Consider the following 24617-nt stretch of genomic DNA (forward strand, 5'->3'; position numbering starts at 1 on the left):
GTGGAATTCGGGAGGCGCGCTTCCCGTTAGCATGGACATCCGCACCGATCAAGGCCATTTGGGGAAGGTGTCATGACTGCCAACGTCGACGGAGTGCCCGACAAATTCGCGACCCTCGGGCTGACCTACGACGACGTGCTGCTGCTGCCGGGCCCGTCGGACATGGCTCCCGACGAGATCGACACCGCCTCGTACGTCTCCAAGAACGTGCGGGTCAACATCCCGCTCCTGTCCGCCGCCATGGACAAGGTCACCGAGTCGCGCATGGCGATCGCGATGGCCCGCCAGGGCGGCGTGGGTGTACTGCACCGCAACCTCTCCATCGAGGACCAGGCCAACCAGGTCGACCTGGTCAAGCGCTCCGAGTCCGGCATGGTGACCGACCCGATCACCATCCACCCGGACGCCACGCTCGCCGAGGCCGACGCGATCTGCGCCAAGTTCCGCATCAGCGGCGTGCCCGTGACCGACGGCGACAAGAAGCTGCTCGGCATCGTCACCAACCGCGACATGGCCTTCGAGACCGACCGCACGCGTCGGGTGCGCGAGGTCATGACGCCGATGCCGCTGGTCACCGGCAAGGTGGGCATCTCCGGCACCGACGCCATGGAGCTGCTGCGCAAGCACAAGATCGAGAAGCTTCCGCTCGTCGACGACCAGGGCGTCCTCAAGGGCCTGATCACGGTCAAGGACTTCGTCAAGGCAGAGAAGTACCCGCGGGCGGCGAAGGACGCCGAGGGGCGTCTCCTGGTCGGCGCCGCGGTCGGTGTGGCGGGTGACGCCTTCGAGCGCGCCCAGGCCCTGATCGAGGCGGGCGTCGACTTCATCGTCGTCGACACCGCGCACGGCCACTCCCGCCTGGTCGGCGACATGATCGCCAAGATCAAGTCCAACCACACGCGCGTCGACGTCATCGGCGGCAACGTCGCCACCCGCGACGGCGCCCAGGCCCTCGTGGACGCGGGCGCCGACGCCATCAAGGTCGGCGTCGGTCCCGGCTCCATCTGCACGACCCGTGTGGTCGCCGGCATCGGCGTCCCGCAGGTCACCGCCATCTACGAGGCCGCGCTGGCCGCCAAGGCGGCGGGTGTCCCGGTCATCGGCGACGGCGGCCTGCAGTACTCCGGCGACATCGCCAAGGCCCTGGTAGCGGGCGCCGACACCGTGATGCTGGGCTCGCTGCTCGCCGGCTGCGAGGAGTCGCCGGGCGAGCTGCTGTTCATCAACGGCAAGCAGTTCAAGTCGTACCGGGGCATGGGCTCCCTGGGCGCCATGCAGACCCGCGGCGACCGCAGGTCGTTCTCCAAGGACCGCTACTTCCAGGAGGGCGTCGCCTCCGACGAGCAGCTGATCCCCGAGGGCATCGAGGGCCAGGTGCCCTACCGCGGCCCGCTGTCCTCCGTGGTCCACCAGCTGGTCGGCGGTCTGCGCCAGTCGATGTTCTACGTCGGCGGCCGCACCGTTCCGGATCTCCAGGCCAACGGCAGGTTCGTCCGGATCACCTCGGCCGGCCTGAAGGAGAGCCACCCGCACGACATCCAGATGACGGTCGAGGCGCCGAACTACAGCACCAAGAAGTGACCCCCACGCGCGCGTGAGGACCGACGAGGGCGGCCCCGGAACCTCCGGCGCCGCCCTCGTCGTACCCGTCGGCGATACTGGAAGACGCTGCAACGCATCAGGGAAAGGCCACAGACGTGACTGAGATCGAGATCGGGCGCGGCAAGCGCGGCCGCCGGGCGTACGCCTTCGACGACATCGCCGTCGTCCCCAGCCGCCGTACGCGGGACCCGAAGGAGGTCTCGATCGCCTGGCAGATCGACGCCTACCGTTTCGAGCTGCCCTTCCTGGCCGCCCCCATGGACTCGGTCGTCTCCCCGGCCACCGCGATCCGCATCGGCGAACTGGGCGGCCTGGGCGTGCTGAACCTCGAGGGCCTGTGGACGCGGTACGAGGACCCGCAGCCCCTGCTGGACGAGATCGCCAAGCTGCCCGCCGAGAAGGCGACCCGCCGCCTCCAGGAGATCTACTCCGCCCCGATCAAGGAGGAGCTGATCGGCCGGCGCATCAAGGAGGTGCGCGACTCGGGCGTGGTCACCGCGGCCGCGCTGTCCCCGCAGCGCACGGCCCAGTTCTCCAAGGCCGTCGTGGACGCGGGCGTGGACATCTTCGTCATCCGCGGCACGACCGTGTCGGCGGAGCACGTCTCCGGCTCGCACGAGCCGCTGAACCTGAAGCAGTTCATCTACGAGCTCGACGTCCCGGTGATCGTCGGCGGCTGCGCCACCTACACGGCGGCCCTGCACCTGATGCGCACGGGTGCGGCGGGCGTCCTCGTCGGCTTCGGCGGCGGGGCCGCGCACACCACGCGCAACGTGCTGGGCATCCAGGTCCCCATGGCGACCGCTGTGGCGGACGTGGCGGCGGCCCGCCGCGACTACATGGACGAGTCCGGCGGCCGGTACGTGCACGTGATCGCGGACGGTGGTGTCGGCTGGTCCGGAGACCTGCCCAAGGCGATCGCCTGCGGCGCCGACGCGGTGATGATGGGCTCCCCGCTCGCCCGCGCGACCGACGCGCCGGGCCGCGGCCACCACTGGGGCATGGAGGCGGTCAACGAGGAGCTGCCGCGCGGCAAGAAGGTCGACCTCGGCACGGTCGGCACCATCGAGGAGGTCCTCACCGGCCCGTCCCACAACCCGGACGGCTCGATGAACTTCTTCGGCGCCCTCCGCCGCGCCATGGCCACCACCGGCTACAGCGAGCTGAAGGAGTTCCAGCGCGTCGAGGTGACGGTGGCGGACTCGGTGCACCGGCGGTAGGCGGGCCGCGGTCCCCTGGACCTGAAGGGGCCGGTCATTCACTTGGGTGAGTGACCGGCCCCTTTTCCGTGTGTCCTGGGGGTGGGGCGTGTCGAGCGGGGCGGGGGCGCACGGTCGCGTTCCGGGCGAATGCGGGCTGGTCAGCGGGGTCGCAGGCGATAGCGTCCGGAGCGGCGCCCCAGTCGTGTGGGGTGCCCCCTTCCAAGGACACGGTCCGGACCCCGCCCTCGGGGCCCGGCCCGATTCCCAACGTGTCGTCTACCGGGCCAAGGGGCGGCGTCGTGGAAGTGGGCGCCCATGGGACGCCACCGCCAGCCCACCCGCTGGGACCGACTCCGTCTGTGGACGGTGAAGTGCCGGAGGAGGTGGATCTTGCGGCTTTTCGGATGGTGAGCGGCCGCCCCCAAACACACTAGGGGCGGACACCCGTGCTCCATCCAGGAGCCTGCCGCAGTGGCCGCTGCGGTGGGCTCCACCTGCTTCGTACGGTACCGGCGCGCCCTGGCCCACGCCACCAACCCCGGATTCGCCGGCGTCCCACGCGCCCCCCTTCACAACCGGTGCGCCGCCCCCGTGGGCGTGGCCCCCCGCGTGTCCAGCAGCAGCTGTGCCTTCACCGACAACCCCTGCAGGTCGTACGTCCGGTGCTGCTGGAGGAGGATCGTCAGGTCGGCGTCGGCGGCTGCCTCGTAGAGGGAGTCGGCGCGGGGGACCGGGCGGTCCAGGACGCTCCAGGACGGGACGTGCGGGTCGTGGTAGCTGACGGCGGCGCCGAGTTCCATCAGGCGGATCGCGATCTCGTGGGCGGGCGTTTCCTGCTGGTCGGCGAGGTCGGCCTTGTAGGTGACGCCGAGGAGCAGCACGCGGGCGCCGCGGGCGGACTTGCCGTGCTCGTTGAGGAGGGCGGCGGCGCGCTGGACGACGTAGCGGGGCATGCGGTTGTTGACCTGCTGGGCCAGCTCCACCATGCGCAGGGGGCTGCCGGGCCGGCCGGTGCGGTCGAGGGGCACGGAGTGGCCGCCGACGCCGGGTCCGGGACGGAAGGCCTGGAAGCCGAAGGGTTTGGTCTCGGCGCAGCGGATGACGTCCCACAGATCGACGCCCAGGTCGTGGCAGAGGACGGCCATCTCGTTGACGAGGGCCATGTTGACGTGCCGGAAGTTGGTCTCCAGGAGCTGCACCGTCTCGGCCTCCCGGAGGCCACGCGCGCGTACCACCTTGTCGGTGAGGCGGCCGTAGAAGGTGGCGGCCGACTCCGTGCAGGCGGGGGTGAGGCCGCCGATGACCTTGGGGGTGTTGGCGGGGGTGAAGTCGCGGCTGCCCGGGTCGACGCGGCTCGGGGAGTACGCGAGGTGGAAGTCGCGGCCCGCGCGCAGGCCGGACGTCTCCTCCAGGAGGGGGCGCAGGAATCCCTCGGTCGTCCCGGGGCACACCGGCGACTCCAGGATCACGGTGGTGTGCGGGCGCAGGTGTCCGGCGAGGGTGCGGGCAGCCGCTTCCACCTGGCCCAGGTCGAGCCCGCCGTCCGCGTCGCGCGGGGTCGGGGCGCAGATGACGGCGGTGCGCACGCGGCCCAGCTCGGCGGGGTTGGTGGCGGGCCGGAAGCCCCCCGAGAGCATCCGGCGTCGCTCGGCGGGGCTGAGAGAACCGTCCTCGGGTCCGGTGCGGTAGCCGAGCGTCGGGATGCCGGCCGTCACGGCGGCCTGGGCCAGGGGCAGGCCGAGGGGGCCGAGTCCGATGACGGCGAGATCTGCGGGCATGGCGTGGGCCGTCCTTCCCAGTAACCGAAGCGGGACAGGCGCGCAAGCCCGGTGAACAGGACGAGCGAGCGCAATGTCACACTAGGAGTAAATATGACCGTGATGTGGGATTGATCGGCTGTGTTGACCTGCTTGTTTTCCGGCAGGCCGGGTCCGGTTGCTCGAGAGTTGTCCACAGGCTGGGGGCGACTGGTGGCTGAAGTCGGGCAAGACGGTCAGAATCTTGGGCATGGGGGGTAGGGACCGGGCCTCGCCGTGAGCGGTGCGGCCGACGCGACCGACAGCGGGAGGCATCGGTGAGGACAGGGACACTGGGGCCGGAACAGCGAGCCGAGTCACTGGCGGCCATGGCCGAGCGCGAACTGGACGTGCTGGTCGTCGGAGGCGGCGTGGTCGGCGCGGGCACCGCCCTGGACGCCGCCACACGAGGGCTGTCCACGGGCCTGGTCGAGGCACGTGATTGGGCGTCGGGCACCTCCAGCCGGTCCAGCAAGCTGATACACGGCGGCCTGCGCTATCTGGAGATGCTCGACTTCGCCCTCGTCCGCGAGGCGTTGAAGGAACGCGGACTGCTGCTCGAGCGGCTGGCGCCGCACCTGGTCAAGCCGGTCCCGTTCCTGTACCCGCTCCAGCACAAGGGCTGGGAGCGGTTGTACGCCGGGTCGGGCGTCGCGCTCTACGACGCGATGTCCATCGCCCGCGGGCACGGCCGCGGCCTGCCGAGGCACCGTCACCTGACCCGCGGTCACGCCCTGCGGGTGGCCCCGGCCTTGAAGAAGGACGCGCTGGTCGGCGCGTTGCAGTACTACGACGCGCAGATGGACGACGCCCGCTTCGTCGCCACACTGGTGCGTACGGCGGTGGCGTACGGGGCCAAGGCGGCCAACCGCGCGCGCGTGACGGGTTTCCTGCGCGAGGGCGAACGGGTCGTGGGCGCCCGTGTGCAGGACGTCGAGGGGGGCGGGGAGTACGAGGTCCGCGCCAAGCAGGTGGTCAACGCCACGGGCGTGTGGACCGACGACACCCAGGCGATGGTGGGGGAGCGGGGTCGGTTCCACGTCCGCGCCTCCAAGGGCATCCACCTCGTCGTGCCGAAGGACCGGATCCACTCCACGACCGGGCTGATCCTGCGCACCGAGAAGTCCGTGCTGTTCGTCATCCCCTGGGGCCGGCACTGGATCATCGGCACCACCGACACCGACTGGGACCTCGACAAGGCCCACCCGGCAGCTTCCAGCGCGGACATCGACTACCTGCTGGAGCACGTGAACTCCGTCCTCGCGGTGCCGCTCACCCGTGACGACGTCGAGGGGGTGTACGCCGGTCTGCGGCCGCTGCTCGCGGGCGAGTCCGAGGCCACCAGCAAGCTGTCCCGCGAGCACACCGTCGCCCATCCCGTGCCCGGGCTCGTCGTCGTGGCCGGCGGGAAGTACACGACGTACCGGGTGATGGCCAAGGACGCCGTCGACGAGGCCGTGCACGGACTCGACCTGCGGGTCGCCGAGTGCGTGACGGAGGACGTGCCGCTGCTGGGCGCGGAGGGCTTCCGGGCGCTGTGGAACGCGCGAGCGCGTGTCGCCGCGCGGACGGGCCTGCACGTGGTCCGCATAGAGCACCTGCTCAACCGGTACGGCACGCTGACGGAGGAGGTCCTCGACCTCGTCGAGGCGGACTCGTCGCTGGGTGAGCCGCTCCAGGGGGCCGACGACTATCTGCGCGCCGAGATCGTCTACGCCGCCTCCCACGAGGGGGCGCGGCACCTGGACGACGTGCTGACCCGGCGTACCCGCATCTCCATCGAGACCTTCGACCGGGGCACACGCTGTGCCCGGGAGGCGGCCGAACTCATGGCGCCGGTCCTCGGCTGGGACGAGGGCCAGATCGAGCGCGAGGTGCAGCACTACGAGAAGCGGGTGGAGGCGGAACGGGAGTCGCAGCGGCAGCCCGACGACCTGACGGCGGACGCGGCACGACTGGGAGCGCCGGACATCGTGCCGCTGTGACCCGTGCGTGAGTGGCGGTGACCTGCGAGAAGGCCGAGTTGGTTGGCCTGGGGAGCTGCCGTGACCTGCGAGGAAGCTGCGGGAAGTCACCCGGGGAGTTGCCGTGACCCGCGGAGTGCTGCCGTGGACTGCGGGAGCGCTGAGGGTGAGCGGCGGCGACCTTGCGGGAGGAACGTGCCGGGACTTGCGTGAGCGGGCGGCTGCTTCACTCGAACGAGTGTCGTGAAGCGGGATCCTCGTTCGGGACCGGCTCGTTCTACGAGGTGCGAGGGCAGAACTCGGCGGCGAGCAGGGCCGGCTCGAGGCCGGGGTCCGCCAGCGCTGTCGTGTTCACGCGGAAGGTGAGGACACGTCGGCCGTCGACGGTGGCCGCGGTGCGCACGTAGCTGCCGGCGATCCGGCCGTTGTGTCCCCACACGGTCACACCGCAGGGAAGCGTCACAGGGAAGAGGCCCATGCCGTACACGCCGTGTGTGGTGCGGGTGTCGAGCATCTCGCGCAGCCGGTGCGAGGTGAGCAACTCGCCGCTCAGGAGGGCCGCGTAGAAGCGGTCGAGGTCGGCGAGTGTCGTCACCAACTCGCCCGCGGCCCCGGCCGTCCGCGGGTCGAGTGCGGTGACGTCGGTTCCGTCCGTGTCGTAGGCGCGGCCGTGAGGGGAGGGGAGCGAGCGGCGGGAGCCGGGGAAGGAGGTGCCGGTCAGACCCAGCGGAGCGATGATGCGCCGCTCGGCCTCCGAGGCGTACGAGCGGCCGGTGACCTGTTCGACGACCTGGCCGAGCAGGACGTAGTTGGTGTTGGAGTAGGCGAAACGGCCGCGGTCGGCCGGAGGGTGGGTGAGTGCGATACGGACGGCTTCGACAGCGGTGACGGGGACGAGGCCCTCGGTGTCCCGTGTGTAGTCGTACAGGCCGCTGGTGTGGGTGAGCAGGGAACGCAGGGTCAGCGCGCGCCCGTCGTTCCCGGCCCCGCGCACCACGCCGGGCAGGTGCCGCTCCACCGGGTCGGACAGCGACAGCCGGTGTTCGGACGCCAGTTGGAGGACGACGGTGGCGAGGAAGGTCTTGGTGATACTGCCGGCCCGGAAGTGGTCGGAGCGGGTGATGCCCGGACCCGCCTCGGCGTAGCGGGTACGCGTCCCCTCACGGGCGAGCAGGGCAGCGGCGGGGGCCTTGCCCCGGGTGAGGAGCACGGGAAGGAGACCGTCCGCGGGCGGTGTCGGGGTCGCCCGGGAACCGGCCATGGTGAGGACGAGGAGAACCAGCGCCACGGGCAGCGCCAGCAGGCTCCGCAGCGGCGGTGTCACGGATTCTCCCCTCCCTGCGTCCCGGACTCCCTTCGTCCCCCGAGCCCGGGCCCCATCATGCAGGGCGCGGGGGCGGTCGCCGCGCCGGGGCCCGTGACGCGGGAGGGGCGGGGCCTGCCGAGCCGTGGCCGGAATGTGTGCCAAGCGCTGATGGGAGGGCGTTCCAAGCGCCGGCGGGAGGGCTTCCCAAGCCCCGGCGGGAGGGCGTTCCGAGCACCGGCGGGAGGGGGTTGCAAGCTCTGGCGGGAGGGCGTTCCGAGCACCGGCGGGAGGGGGTTGCAAGCTCTGGCCGGAGGCTGATCCGGGCCTTGGCCGGAGGCTGTAGCGGGTCCTGGCAGCGGGCTGTTGCGTTCGTTGGCCGGAGTCCGCTGCACCTTCTGGCCGAAATGCGCCGTTGTTGTGGTGCCGTGAGGGGCACCCTGGGCGTTGGGCACTTGTCGGGTGAGGGACAATGGAGGCTCTGTCAGGGCGGGTTGCATGAGGGGACGCATGTCGGAGGCGGAGCGGGCGGGGACACCCCGTCAGGACAAGAGCGCACGTCTCCTCGCCGGGCGGTACCGGCTGGGAGACGTACTCGGCCGCGGCGGCATGGGTACGGTGTGGCGCGCCGAGGACGAGACCCTCGGACGGACGGTCGCCGTCAAGGAGCTGCGGTTCCCGTCGAACATCGACGAGGAGGAGAAGCGCCGGCTGATCACGCGGACGTTGCGCGAGGCCAAGGCCATCGCGCGGATCCGCAACAACAGCGCGGTGACGGTCTTCGACGTGGTCGACGAGGACGACCGGCCGTGGATCGTGATGGAACTCGTCGAGGGCAAGTCGCTCGCCGAGGTCATCCGCGAGGACGGCGTCCTCGAACCCAGGCGGGCGGCCGAGGTCGGGCTGGCCATTCTCGACGTGCTGCGGTCGGCCCACCGAGAGGGCATCCTGCACCGTGACGTGAAGCCGTCGAACGTGCTGATCGCCGACGACGGCCGGGTCGTCCTCACCGACTTCGGCATCGCCCAGGTCGAGGGCGACCCGTCCATCACCTCCACCGGCATGCTCGTCGGCGCCCCCTCCTACATCTCCCCGGAACGCGCCCGCGGGCACAAGCCGGGACCGGCGGCCGACCTGTGGTCGCTCGGCGGCCTGCTGTACGCGGCGGTCGAGGGCTCGCCCCCGTACGACAAGGGCTCCGCGATCGCGACGCTCACCGCGGTGATGACCGAGCCGCTGGAGGAGCCGAAGAACGCGGGTCCGCTGAAGGACGTCATCTACGGCCTGCTCACCAAGGATCCCGAGCGGCGGCTCGACGACGCCGGTGCGCGGGAGAAGCTCCACGCGGTGATCTACGCGCCCGACCCCAAGGACGTCGAGCCGGCGGACGCGACCAAGGTCGTGCCGCTGCCGGCGCAGCCGGACGGCGCCGGCGACAAGGGCGGTTCGGCGGGCGGAGAGGCGGCCGAGAAGCTGCGCGGAGCCCTGCGGTCCGTGCGGAAGGCCGCCGTCGCGGCGGGGGCGGCCACCTCGGCCGCGGCCCGCGCCAAGACGGGGAACGGCACGGCCGCCTCCGGGACGGCGAAGCCGGGGGAGGCGGCGAAGGGCGGCGCGACGTCCGGTGCCGCCGCCTCCGCGGCCGCCGCGCCCGCTGCTCCGGCCAGGACGGCCACGACCACCGCGACCTCCGCGCCCCTCTCGGCGTCCGGGCCGGCAGCCGGGCTGCACGGCAGCCGGGGAGCCGGCGGGCAGGACGCGCCGGGCGGTCAGGGCGCCCAGGACGATCGTGGGGCGAACGGCGGGACCGGTGGACGGAGTTCGGGGTGGCCCGTGATGACGCCGCCGGATCTGCCGCCGCGGCCTGTGCCCCGGGCCCCGCTGACCGACGTGGTGCCGAAGCGGACGCTGGTCATCATCGCCGTGGTGGTGGCGCTCGCGGTGCTCGGTACGGTGCTGGCGCTCACGCTCGGCGGAGGCGACGACACCACGAACGGTGCGGGGAAGGGCGGTTCGACGCCCGCCGCGAGCAGCAGCGCCGGCGCGGACACCAAGGAGGACGAGGCCGGAGGAACCCGTACGGACGGGTCGGCGTCGCGGTCGCCGGCCGTTTCCGGCAGCGGCACGCCGGGCGGCGGAGCCGCCGCGGACGGCGGAGCCGGATCCGGAGCCTCCGCCACCGAGAGCAGCACGGCGGCGATGACGTACACGGGCAAGCAGGGGTACTCGATCGGCCTGCCCAGCGGGTGGAAGTACCAGTCCACGGGTGCGGCGGGCGACCGGTTCACCGGGCCCGACGGGCAGAAGCTGCTCGTCGCCTGGACCACCACGCCCAAGGACGACCCCGTCGCGGACTGGAAGAACCAGGAGCGCTACATGACGCGCTCCCAGTACAAGAAGATCCGCATAGAGCAGGTGAACTACCGAGGCTGGAACACGGCCGACTGGGAGTTCACCTACCAGGAGGGCGGGACCGCGTACCGCACGATCGACCGCGGATTCGTCGTGAACGACGGACTGGGGTATGCGCTGATGTACACCGCGAAGTCCGCCGCATGGGGCAGCGACCTGCGGGTGAGCACCTGGACGACGCTGACGGAGACGTTCGCGCCGAAGAAGTAGGGCGGGGCGGGGCCTTCGTGTGGGCGCGCGTGCGGCACTCGAAGGCCGCGTGTTCGGTGCGTGAGATCTGGCATCCCCTCTTTGCGGGTTGCCTCCGGCACGTATCGTGAGTGCTTGCGGACCGTACGCATCCAGCTGCGCGGCTGGATGCGGCCGAACGAAGCCGGAACGGGACGCCGGGCGAACGGAATTGACCGACCGGGTTGGCCGGGGGAGGCAACGTGGACGACTATGCGGGTCGGGTGCTCGCCGACCGCTACCGCCTGCCGCTGCCGCCCTCCGACGAGTACGAACTCACCGAGACCCGGGCCTTCGACACCTACAGCGGGCAGGAAGTCCTGGTCCGGCAGGTGCCGTTGCCGGAGGTCGTCGAGGCGGAGGTGCTCGACGCGGAGGGACTGCCCGAGGGGTTCACCGCCCGCGAGCGCGGTTCCCGGCGTACGACGGGGCGCGCGGGCGCGAGCACACGCCGGCCCGCCGATCCGGTCGTCCGGCGGGCGGTGGAGGCGGCGCAGGCCGCGGCGAGCATTCCCGACCACCCGCGACTGGACCAGGTCTTCGACGTGTTCGCCGAGGGCGGCTCGCTGTGGATCGTGAGCGAGCTGGTGGCCGCACGGCCGCTGGCCGCCCTGCTCGCCGAGCAGCCGCTGACGCCGTACCGGGCCGCCGAGGTCGCCTCCGACGTGCTCACGGCGCTGCGGGTGCTGCACGCGCACGGCTGGGTGCACCGGAACATCACCGCGCGCACCGTCCTCGTCTGCGACGACGGCCGCGTCATGCTGACCGGGCTCGCGGTCGGGGCGGCGGAAGAGGCCCTGTGCGGGTACGACCCGGTGCCGGTGGACGAGACCGGGGAGCGGCCCGGGGGCTCGAGCCAGGGCCGGGAAGGCCACGTCCCTCCGGAGAGCCGAGGGCCGGGGGCCCCGGTGGGTCCGGGCGCCGGTCGCGGTGGGTTCGGCGGTGCCCTGGGGCCGGGGGACGGCGGTTCCACGGGGTGGCCGGGGCCTGGCGGACTCGGGGCGGTGGTCGGGCCCGTCGGCGCGGCCGGGGTGGACCCCGAGGCCGCCCGGCGCGCGGCGATCGAGGCGCGGGCCGCCGGAGGGCTGCCGGCGGCGGCCGAGTCGGCGAACGGGGCCACCGAGGCCGTGGCCCGCAGGACCGTGGAGACCGGCGGGGACATCCGTGCCGCGCGGGCCGGGGCGATCGCCGCCTACCGGGCCGGCGCGCGGGCGGCGGCCCGGGTGCAGGAGGCCCAGCAGAGCGGTCGGGCGGCACTGCCGGGTGCCCGCACCCCGGCCGAGGGCGACACCGCGGCAGGACCCGGTGGCGCGTCGCCGTACGCCGTCGGGACCGGGCGGGAGCAGGCGGGCGGCACGCGGGGCATGCCGCCCGGGCAGGTCGCCGACCCCTACGGGGTCCGGGGGACGCCCGACCCGGGTGGGGCCGCCGGGCCCGCGGGACCGGGGCGGGGCGCCGTGCCGCCCCAGGGCGTTCAGGCAGGCGGTTTTGGACCCGGACAGGGCGCCGGAGCGGTCGCTCCCGTGCCCGCGCAGGGTGTCGCGGCGGGCGGTGAGGCGCGGTCGGGTGCCCGGTGGGACGAGCCGGCGACCGCTGCCGGGATGCGGGGAGGGCCCGCCACCGCGCTGGCCGCCGAGCGGGCGCGGCAGGCGCGGATGGCCGTCGTCGGGCCCGTCACCGAGCGGTGGGCGCCCGAGCAGGCCGGACCCGTGCACGAGAACTGGCAGCTGGCCGCGCCCATCGGGCCCGCGACCGATCTGTGGGCGCTCGGGGCGCTGCTCTTCCGGGCCGTCCAGGGCCACGCGCCGTATCCGGAGGAGTCGACGGCGGAACTCGTGCAGATGGTGTGTGCCGAGCCGCCGGCCTTCGCCGAGGAGTGCGGGCCGCTGCGGCCGGTCGTGGAGTCGTTGCTGCGTCAGGACCCCACCGACCGCCTCGACTTCGAGGAGCTGCGCGGCTGGCTGCGCTCGCTGGTGCGGTCGGCGCCGGAACCGGAAGCGGGTACGTACGTCGTCGCCGCGCCCCCGACCGACCCGCGCCGGCTGCCGATCGTGCGCCGCAAGGGCGAGCTGGTGCGCCGGCGGCGTGCCGGAGTGCCCGCGACCAGCGGACGGCACAAGCGGGATCGTCGGGAGACGACCCGTTCGCCCCGCAGTCTCGGCCGCACCCTGCTCCTGCTGATCCTGCTCGCGCTGGCCGCGGCGATCGCGTACGCGGTGCTGTTCATGCCCAAAGCCTCCGAGGAGGGGACGGGCGGCGCGCCGGCAGCCGAACGGACCGGGGCGGCGGGCCAGGCCGGTCAGGCGCCCGCGGCGAGCAGCCGGCCACGGCCCGACGAGGAGAGCGCGCCGGGGGCGAGTTCCGGTGCCACCGCGTCCTCCGGATCGTCGGGTTCCGGCTCCGGCGCCACGGAGACGCAGTCGGGGGCGGACGTTCCCGACGGTTTCACCCTGCGCGAGGACGCCGAGGGATTCCGCGTCGCCGTCGCCAACGGCTGGGACCGCACCCCGAAGAACGGGCGCGGACAGGTGGTCTACTCGCACGCCGGCTTCGAGTTGATCGTCGTGCCCGGCCGGGACGCCGCGTCCCGGTACGGCAGCGACCCGATGACCTACCAGCGGGAGAAGGAGAGCGAGCTGCAGCCCTACCGCGACTCCAGCTGGGCCACCGCCTCCGGGCTGCGGACGATCCAGGTGGGCGGACGGACCATGGCCGAGGGGCAGTTCACCTGGACCGGCGCCGACGGGCGCGAGCTGTTCGTGCGCAACCTCGCCCTCCTCCTCGACGGGCGCTACCACGTCGTCCAGTTGCGCGGCCCGGAGGCCGAGCGGGACGAGGTGACGCGGCTGTTCGAGCAGGCGTCGGCCACCTACCAGTACACCGGCTGAGCGACTCGCCGGCAGCTCCGGCCGGGCGCCGAGGGCCTCTCCGGTTCCCTCTGAGGCGCGGAAGCGACAACCGTCACAGTGCGGTCTCCTTGGGGCCCCGCTTGTTCCCCGGAAGGGAACCGGTCTTTACCCTGACCCTTGTCAAGACCATTGCGGGGCAACGTGAATCAGATGCAGGGCCGGCTCGTCGCGGGCCGCTACCGGCTCGCCGACACCATCGGCAGCGGCGGCATGGGCCGCGTGTGGCGGGCGCACGACGAACTGCTGCACCGGGCCGTCGCCGTGAAGGAGCTGACCGCTGCCCTCTACGTCTCCGAGAGCGACCAGGAACGACTGCTCGCACGCACCCGCGCGGAGGCCCGAGCGGCCGCACGGATCAACCACTCCGCCGTGGTCACCGTGCACGACGTGCTCGAACACGACGGCCGCCCATGGATCGTGATGGAACTGGTCGAGGGCCGCTCGCTCGCCGACGCGGTCAAGGAGGACGGGCGGGTGGAGCCCGCCGAGGCCGCCCGGATCGGCCTGTGGGTGCTGCGCGCCCTGCGTGCCGCGCACTCGGCCGGCGTCCTCCACCGTGACGTCAAGCCCGGCAACGTCCTCCTCTCCGACGACGGCCGCGTCCTGCTCACCGACTTCGGCATCGCCCAGATCGAGGGCGACACCACCATCACCCGCACCGGGGAGGTCGTCGGCTCCGTCGACTACCTCGCCCCGGAGCGCGTCCGCGGCCAGGACCCCGGCCCGTCCTGCGACCTGTGGGCGCTCGGCGCGACGCTGTACACGGCGGTGGAGGGCCGCTCGCCGTTCCGCCGCACCTCGCCGCTGAGCACCATGCAGGCCGTCGTCGAGGAGGAGGCCGCCGAGCCGCGGTACGCGGGCCCGCTCGCTCCCGTGATCACCGCCCTGCTGCGCAAGGACCCGGCGACCCGGCCCGACACCGCGGAGACCGAGTACCTGCTCGCCGAGGCGGCGGAGGGCCGCCGGCCGAGCGGGGCACAGGCGTTCGTGCCGACGCAGTACGGGGGACCCGGCGAGGCACGCCGGCACACCCAGGGCGGCGGGACGCTGTACGCGACCGGGACCACGCAGGGCGGGACGCCGTACCCGTCCGGGACCACGCAGGGCGGGACGCCGTACGCGACCGGGGCCACCCACGGCGGCGGGGCCCATGGCCTCCCGGGAGCACTCCAGGGCACGCAGGGCGACGGCACGCGCCACGGGGCCGGCGGCCGGTACGTGCCGGAAGCGCCGACGCCGGCCACCGGGGGCCCGGGCGCCACCGCGTCGCAGCACATGCCCGGCCCGACCGCGGTCGGCGCCGGCGGCCTCGGCCCGGACCGGCACCCGGTTGCGCCCGCGCCGCCGCGCCGGCGCCGCAGGCTGCGCATGCTCGCGCTCGTGGTCGTCGTCGCCGCGCTGGTCGGAGGCGGTACCGCGGTGGCGTTGCTGAAGTGGGACGGGTTCCGGTCGCAGGGCTCCGGGTCCACCTCCTCACCGAGCCCCACGGCGACCGGCACCGGCAGGGCGGCGGGGGAGGAGAGCGCCTCGCCCGACTCCTGGAAGCCGGTCGAGGACCCGCTGGGCTTCGGACTCTCCCTGCCCGAGGGCTGGGAGCGGCAGGTCTACCAGGACGACGGCGATCTGAAGCAGATCGACTACACACCCGACGGGGGCGAGCACTTCGTCCGCATCGCCATCGACGCCTCCCCCGACTTCGACGACCCCTACGCCCACCAGCTCGACCTCGAACAGCAGCTCCAGCGGCTGGTCGACTACCAGCGGGTCACCCTCGAGCGGAACGTCTACCGCGACCGCGAGGGCGCCGAGTGGGAGTACACCTGGACCGCGCTGGCCAAGGACACGGACTTCCCCGGGCCGCGCCGCGCGATCGAGGAGACGTACATCGCCCGGGACGGCACCGAATACGTGATCTACATGTCGTCGCCCGCCGAGGACTGGGCCACGACCGCCCGGCAGTTCAAGACCGTGCTGCAGAGCTGGCGGGAGCCGCGGAGCACCTCCTGAAGGGTCGCCCCGGTGGCCCGGATCCACCCGTGACTTGGCCGATCGGCGCCCCGGAGGCGAGGCATCCGGTGGGGCATGATGGGGCGCATGGGGACCGAGGGGGAGCACGGCGTCCGGGTGATCGCCGGCCGCTACCGGCTCGAGGCGCGACTCGGGCGCGGTGGCATGGGCGTCGTGTGGCGGGCCACCGACCAGCTGCTCGGGCGTCAGGTGGCCGTCAAGGAACTGGTCCCGGACGACTCCCTCTCCGCCGAGGAGGCCCGCGGCCGCCGTGACCGGACGCTGCGGGAGGCCCGCGCGGTCGCCCAGTTGAGCCACCCGCACATCATCGTCGTGCACGACGTCGTCGAGGAGGACGAACGCCCCTTCATCGTCATGGAGTTGATTGACGGCGGCTCGCTCGCCGACCGGATCGCCGCACACGGTCCCGTCGAGGCGCACGAGGCGGCCCGTATCGGCGCCGACCTGCTGGGCGCACTGCGCGCCGCGCACGCGGCCGGCGTCCTGCACCGGGACATCAAACCCGCGAACGTCCTCGTCGAGTCCGGCACCGGGCGCGCCGTCCTCACCGACTTCGGCATCGCCCAGGTCGCGGGCGCGACCACGCTCACCGAGACCGGTTCGTTCGTCGGCTCCCCCGAGTACACCGCGCCGGAGCGCATGTCGGGAGAGCGGACCGGCCCCGCCTCCGACCTGTGGTCGCTGGGCGCGCTGCTGTGCACGGCATTGAGCGGCGAGTCGCCGTTCCGCCGCGACTCGTTGGGCGGCATCCTGCACGCCGTCGTCTTCGCCGACATCCGTACGCCCCCACAGGCGGCGCCACTGCTGCCCGTCGTGCGGGGGCTGCTCGAGCGGGATCCGGAACGGCGGCTGGACGCGGCGGAGGCGGAGCGGATGCTGCGTGCCTACCTGGAGACCGGGCGCACGCCGGCCGCTCCGGCGCGCGACGGGCACCTGCGGGGGCCCGCACGGAACGGGTACACCCCGACGCGGGCCGACCTGCCCCGCCGGAGTCCCGGCGGCCCGGACCCGGACCCGTCCGCGCCCCCCGGCCGGGACCGGCGCACGCGGAGCGTGCTGGTGGCCGCGCTCCTGGTCGCCGCGATGGCCGGGGCGGGGGTGTCGGCGGCGGCACTGCTGGTGGACCGGGGCGGCGAAGGGAGCGGTCTGCTGCCGCGGCCCGGTCCCACGGTGAGCGACACGGTGGGCGCCTCCGCCACGGCGCGGGACCGTCCCAGTGCGCCCTCCGGCTACCGTGTCGCCGACGACCCGGCCGGGTTCGCGCTCGCCGTCCCGGAGGGGTTCTCCCGGGTCCCGGAGGGCGAGCGGGTCTTCTACGTGTCGCCGGGGCAGACCTTCCGCCTCGGCATCAGGATCACCGGGGCCCAGCCCGGAGGCCCGCTCGGGGTGTTGCAGCGGGCGGCCGCCAAGGGGGCGCAGACCAACCCCGGTTACCGCGACGGCAAGGTCACCGAGACCACGCGCGACGGAGGCCCCGCCGCGCTCTGGGAGTTCACCTGGAACGGCTTCACCGCGGCGGAGGGCCCCCGGCACACCTACGACCTGTGCTGGGAGGACGGCGGGAAGCTGTACGACGTGTGGGTGTCGGCGCCGGTCGGGAAGGCGCGGGAGGCGCGGGAGTACTTCGACGTGGCCGTCGACACCTTCGTGCCGGAATGAACGGCCACCGCCTCCGTACCGGCGCAAAGGGGAGATTGGGGGCAGCCCGGGTCACGGGTCTGTGACCGGTGGCCGTCGTCAGTGGAAACCCGTCCGCGTGGCGCGATATGGATGGACGCATGAGCCACAACGGGGGAGCCGGCCACGGGGCCGACGACACGACGAGTTTTGTTCTGCAACCGCCGCAGTCGCCACCGCCGCAGTCGGCTGCCGTGCCGCCGCAGCCCGCCGCGGTGCCGCCCCGGCCGCCCGCGATGCCGCCCCACTCGGCAGCCGCACAGCCGCACCCGGCAGCCGCACAGCCGCACCCGGTCGCCGCGCCGCCCCGGACGGCGTCCGCCCCCCAGGAGCCCGGCGTCGGACGGCTCATCGCGGGCCGCTACCGACTCGTCGCCAAGCTCGGACACGGCGGCATGGGCACGGTGTGGCGGGCCAAGGACGAGACGGTGGACCGTGAGGTCGCCGTCAAGGAACCCCGCGTGCCGGACCACCTTCCCGAACGTGAACGCGCCAACGCCTTCGAGCGGATGCGGCGCGAGGCACGGGCCGCGGCCCGGCTGGACCACCCGGCCGTCGTCAACGTCCACGACGTCGCCGTCGTCGACGGGCAGCCGTGGATCGTGATGGAGCTGGTGCACGGCCGCTCCCTCGGCAGCGCGCTGCAGGAGGGCACGCTCGGCGCGCGCGAGGCGGCCCGAATCGGCCTGGAGGTGCTCGGCGCGCTGGAGGCCGCGCACGCGGCCGGCATCCTGCACCGGGACGTGAAACCGGACAACGTGCTGCTCGGCCGGCACGACCGGGTCGTCCTCACCGACTTCGGCATCGCGCAGATCGAGGGCGAGACGAACCTGACCGACACCGGCGGCTTCGTCGGCTCGCCCGAGTACATCGCGCCCGAGCGGGTGCTGGGCCAGCGCCCGGGACCGGCGTCCGACCTGTGGTCGCTGGGGGTCGTGCTGTACGCGGCGACGGAGGGCGTCTCACCGTTCCGCCGCAGCAACACCCCGGCCACTCTCCAGTCCGTCCTCAACGCCGCGCCCGCGCCGCCCGCCGCCGCCCAGGGTCCGCTCGCCGAGGCCATCAACGGCCTGCTGGAGAAGGACCCGGCGCGCCGTCCGCAGGCCGCCCAGGTCCGCGCCCTGCTGGAGCGCGCGGCGATCCCGCCGGCGCCGGTGCCCACGCAGGTCGTCCGGCAGGCCGAAACCCCGCGCAGGGTCTTCCGGTTCGGGCGTTCGGCGTGGGTCGGGCTCGGGGCCGCGGTCGTCGCGGCGGCGGTGACGGCGTACCTGGTGATCGCCGACCCGTTCGCGGGACCGCTGCCGGACGGCTGGAAGACGGTGCACGACAAGGACGTCACGGCGACGCTGGCGGTGCCCGACGGATACCAGAAGGAAGTGCCCGACCGGGACTCCGACGACGGCCACTGGGTCAGCTACACCGACCCGAGCGGCGCCCTCTCGATCGTGCTGTCGGTGGAGCGCAAGGCGGAGGACACGGGCGGCGACATCAAGGACTCCGCGGCCGCCGAGATGTACGACGACAACGACGAGTTCAAGTCCAACGGCAGCTACCGGCTCGACATGCCGAAGAGCCCGCGGACCCGCCCCGACGGCAGTGCGACCTTCCACGGCGAGAAGGCCGCCGAGAACACCGTCTCCTACACCACCGACGACACCCAGAACCCCCGCCCCCGCGAGCTGAGGATCCTCTACTACAAGTCCTCCGCCGGGGACATGTACCGGCTCACCGTCGCCTATCCGGGCAAGGGGGACTTCACGGAGCGCGGCCGCGAGGTCGCCCGGACGGCGATCGCCAACCTGGACCTCGACAAGCTCTGAGGGCGGCGGAACGGTTCGCTCTGGGGCGGTGGGGCGACGGCCCGCTCGTGGTAGTGATGGGGCATGAGCGTTGGCGGGGACCCCGTAGGCGACAAGAGCCGGACGGTAGGCGGCCGTTACCGGCTGCTCGAACGCATCGGCTCGGGCGGCATGGGCACCGTGTGGCGGGCCCGTGACGAGCTCATGGAGCGCGAGGTCGCCGTCAAGCAGCCCCGGTTGCCCGGCGACCCCGAGGACGAGTCACACCGGAAGGCCGCCCACCGCCTCTACCGGGAGGCCAGGGCGGCCGCCCGCGTCGACCATCCCTCCGCGGTCTCCATCCACGACGTCGTCGTGGAGGAGGACGGAGCCGGACCGGACGGCCTTCCCTGGATCGTCATGGAGCTGGTCCGCGGCGAGTCCCTGCACGAGGTGCTGCGGCGCGGTCCCCTGGAGCCCGCCGAGGCCGCGCGCATCGGCCTCGCCGTCCTCGGCGCCCTGCGCGCCGCCCACGCCGTGGGCATCGTCCACCGCGACGTCAAACCCGCCAACGTCCTGCTCGGCCCTCGCGACCGTGTCGTCCTCACCGACTTCGGCATCGCGCACATCCAGGGCGAGGAGTCCCTCACCGCCGCCGGGGAGTTCGTCGGCTCCCTGGAGTTCATCGCGCCCGAACGGATGTCCGGCCGCGGTGCGGGCCCCGCCTCCGACCTGTGGTCCCTCGGCGTCCTGCTGTACGCCGCCGTCGAGGGCTGGTCCCCGTTCCGCCGTACGACCCTGGAGTCCACGCTCGCCGCGATCCTCTCCGCCGACCTGCCCGAGCCGAAGCAGGCCGGCCCCCTGGGCCCGCTCCTCCGACGGCTCCTGATCCGGGACCCGGACCGGCGGCCGGGCCCGGCGGAGGTCGCCGCGGCGCTGGAGGCGGTGACGACGGGCCGCCCGACGCCGACCTCACGGGACGGGCACACGGACCTGGACGGGGCTCCGGACAGGGCCGGGTGTGCGGATCCGGACGGGGATCGGCAGGGTCACGGGCACGGGCACGAGGACCGGGACGGGTACCCGGACCCGGAAGGAGACCCGGAAGGCGACCCGGAAGGAGACCCGGACGGCGACCCGGAAGGAGACCCGGACGGCGACCGGGGCGGTCACAGGCGGGAGATTGGGGACCGGGACGGGCAACGGGGACCGGGACGGCGAGGACCTCCGGGACGTCGTCCGCGCGCGTGAGGCGGCGGTGGTTGCGGAGGGGGCGGAGGCGGCGGAGCCGCAGGACACGGGCCGTCTGCGAGAGTTCGGGGAGGACGTGGGGACGGTGCGGCTGAGCGCGGAGCCTGCCGCGGACGCCGTATCGAGGAGCGAACCGCCCGCCGGGACGCGGTCGCGAGCCCGGCGCCCCCTCCTGCGCCGGCCGGCTCCCGTCACCCTCCTCGCCGCCGTCCTGGCCGGTGGCGCCTGGCTCGGTACGTCCTTCCTCTGGGGGGCCGACAGTGGGGCCGTCACCGAACGGACCGCGCCCCACGGTTCGGCCCCGTCGGCGCACTCCCCCTCACCGAGCCCGACCTCCCCCTCCTGGACCGTCCACCACGAGAAGGACCTGGACGCCGTCCTCACCCTCCCCGCCGAGTACAAGGAGGCCGCCCGGGAAGGCAGCGCGGAGGACCAGCCCCGGCTCGTCGTCTACGACACGGGCCTGGTCCAGGTCCGCCTCACCCGCTGGGACAGGGCGCCCGGCGTCCCGATGGCCCAGGCGCAGCGGTCGTTCGAGACCTGGAACAGCTACAACCACGACGCGCGCAACGAGACCACCCGCACCACCTTCCAGGGCTACGACGCGGCCCTCTCCGACACCACGTACGACATGGACGAATCCCCGACCCGGGTCATGGAACTGTTCGTCCTCACCGGCGACGGCCGCATGTACGCACTGCGCGTGGACATGCCCAAGGGCACGCCCAGCGAGAAACAGGGCACGGCGGTCTTCAAGGCGGCCCGCGACCGTCTGCGGATCGAAACGCCGTAGACCACCGCCACTCGCGCGGCACAACGCCCTGATCAGCACGTTCGTTGCCAGTGACCACTGGCGCCGTGTGAGCGGTCGGTGAATGCCTATTACCGACGGGTACCAAAAGGCCTCCGCACGTCATACTCTGCGCCTCATGACGGACTCGCAGGCCCCGGAGAAGACCGGTACCAGGACCACCGCCGGCACCAACCCGCTCGCCCCCGCCCCCGTCGGCGTGCGTACCGCCGCCGACGTGGTCACCCCCCAGCTGGTCGCCCAGCTCACCAAGGGTGTCGTGGGCTCCGGGCGCACCGCCAACCACACGCCGTTCACCGGCGAGAAGCTGGCCGACCTGCCCGAGTCCACCCCCGAGGACGTGGAGAAGGCCTTCGCGGCGGCCCGCGCGGCGCAGCAGGTGTGGGCGCAGGTGCCCGTGCGCGAGCGCGCCGCGGTCCTGCTCCGCTTCCACGACCTGGTGCTGGAGCGCCAGGGAGAGGTCCTCGACCTGATCCAGCTGGAGACGGGCAAGGCGCGCCTGCACGCCCACGAGGAGGTGCAGGCGGTCGCCGTCGCCGCCCGCCACTACGGCCGCAAGGCCCCCGCCTACCTGAGGCCGAAGCGGCACGCGGGCGCCGTGCCGACCCTGACGAAGGTGACCGAGCTGCGTCACCCGCGCGGTGTCGTCGGCCAGATCGCCCCCTGGAACTACCCGCTGGAACTGTCGGTCGGCGACGCGCTCCCCGCCTTCGTCGCGGGCAACGCGGTCGTCATGAAGCCCGACACCGAGACCTGCCTCACCGCGCTGTGGGCCCGTGACCTGCTCATCGAGGCCGGCCTGCCCGCCGAGGTCTTCCAGGTCGTCCTCGGCGACGGCCCGGTGATCGGCCCGGAGGTCGTCCGGCACGCCGACTACGTCTCCTTCACGGGCTCCACCCGCACCGGCCGCGAGGTCGCCCAGGGCGCCGCCGCCCGCCTGGTCGGCGTCTCCCTCGAACTCGGCGGCAAGAACGCCATGCTGGTCCTCCAGGACGCGGACGTGGAGAAGGCCGCGGCCGGCGCCGTGCGCGCCTGCTTCTCCTCCGCGGGCCAGCTCTGCATCTCCATCGAGCGCCTGTACGTCCACGAGTCCGTCGCGGACGCCTTCCTGGAGCGCTTCGCCGCCCGCACCAGGGCCATGCGCCTCGGCACCTCCCTCGCCTACGGCGCCGACATGGGCTCCCTCGTCGGCGAACGCCAGCTGGAGACGGTGCGCCGGCATGTGGAGGAGGCCGTGGCGAAGGGCGCCAAGGTGGTGGCCGGCGGGGTCGCCCGCCCCGACATCGGCCCGTACTTCTACGAGCCGACGATCCTCGACGGCGTGACGGAGCCGATGTCCGTCTGCACCGAGGAGACCTTCGGCCCGGTCGTCTCGATCTACCGCTTCACGACCGACGACGAGGCGATCGAGCTCGCCAACTCCACGCCGTACGGCCTGAACGCATCGGTCTGGACGAAGGACGGCCGCCGCGGCCGCGAGGTCGCCGCCCGCCTGCGCACCGGCACGGTCAACGTCAACGAGGGCTACGCCCCGGCCTACGGCAGCGTCCAGTCGCCCATGGGCGGCATGAAGGACTCCGGCCTCGGCCGCCGCCACGGCTCCGAGGGCATCCTCAAGTACACCGAGGCCCAGACGGTGGCCCAGCAGCGGCTGCTGCCGATGGCGCCCTCACTGGGCATGGACGACGAGAAGTACGCGCAGTTCATGAGCCGCAGCCTCCGGCTGATGAAGGCGTTCCGCTTCCGCTAGACCACACCCGTTCTCAACGAGGAGAGCACGTGTCACAGGAGAACTCTGTCCAGACCCGGGACGAGGACGGGTACGACGACGACACCGGGTACGACTACGACGTCATCGTCGTCGGCTCCGGCTTCGGCGGCTCCGTGACCGCCCTGCGCCTCACGGAGAAGGGGTACCGGGTGGGCGTCCTGGAAGCCGGCCGCCGCTTCACCCGCGCCACGCTCCCCAAGAACTCCTGGGACCTGAAGAACTACCTCTGGGCCCCCAGACTCGGGCTGTACGGCATCCAGCGCATCCACCTGCTGGGCAACGTCATGGTCCTGGCCGGCGCGGGCGTGGGCGGCGGCTCCCTCAACTACGCCAACACCCTCTACGTACCGCCGAAGGCCTTCTTCGAGGATCCGCAGTGGCGTGACATCACCGACTGGCAGGAGGAGTTGCGGCCGTACTACGACCAGGCGCGCCGCATGCTCGGCGTACGGCTCAACCCGACGACGACCCCTTCCGACGTGCACCTGAAGGCGGCGGCCGAGCGGATGGGCGTCGGGGACACCTTCCACATGGCGCCGGTCGGCGTGTTCTTCGGCGACGGACAGGACGCCGACGGTTCGGCGAGGGCGCGGCCCGGCGAGGAGGTGCCGGACCCCTACTTCGGCGGCGCGGGCCCCTCCCGCCGGGCCTGCAGCGAGTGCGGCGAGTGCATGACCGGCTGCCGCCACGGCGCGAAGAACACCCTGAACGAGAACTACCTCCACCTCGCCGAGAAGGCGGGGGCGGTCGTGCACCCCCTGACGACGGTCGTGTCGGTCACGGACGACTCGCGCGGCGGGTACGCGGTGGCCACCCTCCCCACCGACCGGCGCCGCAAGGGCGGGGGACGGACGTTCACGGCCCGCAGGGTCGTCCTCGCCGCCGGCACCTACGGCACCCAGACGCTGCTGCACCGGATGAAGGCGACCGGCCGGCTGCCGCACCTCTCCGACCGCCTGGGCGAACTGACCCGCACCAACTCCGAGGCGCTGGTCGGTGCCCAGACCGACGACCGCCGCTACCGCAAGGTGACGGGTCACGAGAAGGTCGACTTCACGCGCGGAGTCGCCATCACGTCCTCCATCCACCCCGACGCGAACACCCACATCGAGCCGGTCCGCTACGGCAAGGGCTCCAACTCGATGGGCAGCCTGTCGATCCTCCAGGTGCCGTACGCGGAGGGCTCGTCCCGGGTGGCCGGCTGGCTGGCCAACGCGGCCCGCCACCCACTCCTCGTCCTGCGTTCCCTCTCCAACCGCCGCTGGTCGGAGCGGACCATCATCGGCCTGGTGATGCAGTCGCTGGACAACTCGCTGACGACGTACCTGAAACCGTCGGGCGTGGGCAAAGGCCTGCTGACGGCACGCCAGGGTCACGGAAGTCCCAACCCCAAGCAGATCAGGGCGGCCTCGGAGGCGGCCTCCGCGATCGCCGCCGACATCAACGGCTTCGCCGGCTCCAATGTCGGCGAGCTGATGGGCACCCCGCTCACCGCCCACTTCCTCGGCGGCTGCCCGATCGGTTCCTCCCGCGAGACCGGTGTCATCGACCCGTACCACCGCCTCTACGGCCACCCCGGCATCTCCGTCGTCGACGGCGCCGCCGTCTCGGCGAACCTGGGGGTCAACCCCTCGCTGACGATCACCGCCCAGGCCGAGCGCGCCATGTCCTACTGGCCGAACAAGGGCGAGGAGGATCCGCGCCCGGCGCAGGGGACGGCCTACGAGCGGCTGCACCCGGTGGAGCCGAAGACGCCGGCGGTCCCGGCGGAGGCGTTCGGGGCACTGCGGCTGCCGTTCCTGGGAATGCCGACGGTACCGCCCAAGCAATGAACGAGGGGACCTGCGCCCCCCTCCGAGCGCAGGTCCCCTCGCTGGTCCAGCCGGTG

Annotated in this window: 13 protein-coding genes and 1 pseudogene; 12 read left to right on the forward strand and 2 right to left on the reverse strand. The window is 73.1% G+C overall.

Annotation, left to right across the window (positions count from 1 at the left end; translation table 11 throughout):
* The first annotated feature begins 72 nt into the window (after positions 1-72).
* Positions 73-1581, forward strand: coding sequence for an IMP dehydrogenase (gene guaB, locus ACIHAR_RS15925; protein WP_365461902.1), 1509 nt, complete (start codon positions 73-75; stop codon positions 1579-1581).
* A gap of 116 nt (positions 1582-1697) precedes the next feature.
* Positions 1698-2822, forward strand: a complete 1125-nt coding sequence (locus ACIHAR_RS15930) for a GuaB3 family IMP dehydrogenase-related protein (RefSeq protein ID WP_365461900.1) — start codon at positions 1698-1700, stop codon at positions 2820-2822.
* Positions 2823-3373: 551 nt separating this feature from the next.
* Here the strand turns inward: ACIHAR_RS15930 and ACIHAR_RS15935 are convergent.
* Positions 3374-4582 carry a nucleotide sugar dehydrogenase gene (locus tag ACIHAR_RS15935; protein ID WP_400019796.1) on the reverse strand — a complete coding sequence of 403 codons (1209 nt, stop codon included), beginning with the start codon at positions 4580-4582 and terminating at the stop codon, positions 3374-3376.
* A 296-nt stretch (positions 4583-4878) separates the two neighbouring features.
* On the opposite strand from ACIHAR_RS15935, the gene ACIHAR_RS15940 reads away from it, so the two are divergent.
* A complete protein-coding gene (locus tag ACIHAR_RS15940) occupies positions 4879-6585 on the forward strand; it encodes a glycerol-3-phosphate dehydrogenase/oxidase (RefSeq protein ID WP_400019798.1) in 1707 nt (568 codons plus the stop codon).
* A gap of 256 nt (positions 6586-6841) precedes the next feature.
* Here the strand turns inward: ACIHAR_RS15940 and ACIHAR_RS15945 are convergent, their stop codons facing one another.
* The gene (locus ACIHAR_RS15945) at positions 6842-7825 is read right to left on the reverse strand and encodes a serine hydrolase domain-containing protein (protein WP_365461926.1); all 984 of its coding nucleotides are present in this window, start codon (positions 7823-7825) and stop codon (positions 6842-6844) included.
* 552 nt (positions 7826-8377) lie between these two features.
* On the opposite strand from ACIHAR_RS15945, the gene ACIHAR_RS15950 reads away from it, so the two are divergent.
* From ACIHAR_RS15950 to ACIHAR_RS15990, 9 genes and pseudogenes are all read left to right on the forward strand, one after another.
* Positions 8378-10486 (forward strand): serine/threonine-protein kinase, encoded by a 2109-nt coding sequence (locus ACIHAR_RS15950; RefSeq protein ID WP_400019800.1) that lies wholly within the window; start codon positions 8378-8380, stop codon positions 10484-10486.
* Between the two features lie 221 nt (positions 10487-10707).
* On the forward strand, positions 10708-13392 hold the full coding sequence (locus ACIHAR_RS15955; RefSeq protein WP_400019802.1) for a protein kinase: 2685 nt from the start codon (positions 10708-10710) through the stop codon (positions 13390-13392).
* A 171-nt stretch (positions 13393-13563) separates the two neighbouring features.
* Positions 13564-15420, forward strand: coding sequence for a serine/threonine-protein kinase (locus tag ACIHAR_RS15960; RefSeq protein WP_400019914.1), 1857 nt, complete (start codon positions 13564-13566; stop codon positions 15418-15420).
* Positions 15421-15507: 87 nt separating this feature from the next.
* Complete coding sequence (locus ACIHAR_RS15965) at positions 15508-17100, forward strand: serine/threonine-protein kinase (protein ID WP_400019804.1); 1593 nt, start codon at positions 15508-15510, stop codon at positions 17098-17100.
* A gap of 119 nt (positions 17101-17219) precedes the next feature.
* Positions 17220-18938, forward strand: coding sequence for a serine/threonine-protein kinase (locus ACIHAR_RS15970; protein WP_400019806.1), 1719 nt, complete (start codon positions 17220-17222; stop codon positions 18936-18938).
* 63 nt (positions 18939-19001) lie between these two features.
* Positions 19002-19856 (forward strand): annotated as a pseudogene (locus ACIHAR_RS15975) (serine/threonine-protein kinase); the annotation flags it as partial.
* Between the two features lie 298 nt (positions 19857-20154).
* Positions 20155-20940 (forward strand): hypothetical protein, encoded by a 786-nt coding sequence (locus ACIHAR_RS15980; RefSeq protein ID WP_400019808.1) that lies wholly within the window; start codon positions 20155-20157, stop codon positions 20938-20940.
* 136 nt (positions 20941-21076) lie between these two features.
* Positions 21077-22708 (forward strand): succinic semialdehyde dehydrogenase, encoded by a 1632-nt coding sequence (locus ACIHAR_RS15985; protein ID WP_388756475.1) that lies wholly within the window; start codon positions 21077-21079, stop codon positions 22706-22708.
* A gap of 29 nt (positions 22709-22737) precedes the next feature.
* Positions 22738-24561, forward strand: a complete 1824-nt coding sequence (locus ACIHAR_RS15990) for a GMC family oxidoreductase N-terminal domain-containing protein (protein WP_400019810.1) — start codon at positions 22738-22740, stop codon at positions 24559-24561.
* Positions 24562-24617 lie beyond the last annotated feature (56 nt).

It is taken from the genome of Streptomyces sp. NPDC052016 (genome assembly GCF_044548445.1).
Classification (GTDB): domain Bacteria; phylum Actinomycetota; class Actinomycetes; order Streptomycetales; family Streptomycetaceae; genus Streptomyces.

Excerpts from the sequence above, each read along its gene's own strand:
- guaB (WP_365461902.1), top strand. The coding sequence starts at position 73 with ATGACTGCCAACGTCGACGGAGTGCCCGACAAATTCGCGACCCTCGGG.
- ACIHAR_RS15935 (WP_400019796.1), bottom strand. The coding sequence starts at position 4,582 with ATGCCCGCAGATCTCGCCGTCATCGGACTCGGCCCCCTCGGCCTGCCC.
- ACIHAR_RS15945 (WP_365461926.1), bottom strand. The coding sequence starts at position 7,825 with ATGGCCGGTTCCCGGGCGACCCCGACACCGCCCGCGGACGGTCTCCTT.
- ACIHAR_RS15950 (WP_400019800.1), top strand. The coding sequence starts at position 8,378 with ATGTCGGAGGCGGAGCGGGCGGGGACACCCCGTCAGGACAAGAGCGCA.
- ACIHAR_RS15960 (WP_400019914.1), top strand. The coding sequence starts at position 13,564 with ATGCAGGGCCGGCTCGTCGCGGGCCGCTACCGGCTCGCCGACACCATC.
- ACIHAR_RS15965 (WP_400019804.1), top strand. The coding sequence starts at position 15,508 with ATGGGGACCGAGGGGGAGCACGGCGTCCGGGTGATCGCCGGCCGCTAC.
- ACIHAR_RS15970 (WP_400019806.1), top strand. The coding sequence starts at position 17,220 with ATGAGCCACAACGGGGGAGCCGGCCACGGGGCCGACGACACGACGAGT.
- ACIHAR_RS15985 (WP_388756475.1), top strand. The coding sequence starts at position 21,077 with ATGACGGACTCGCAGGCCCCGGAGAAGACCGGTACCAGGACCACCGCC.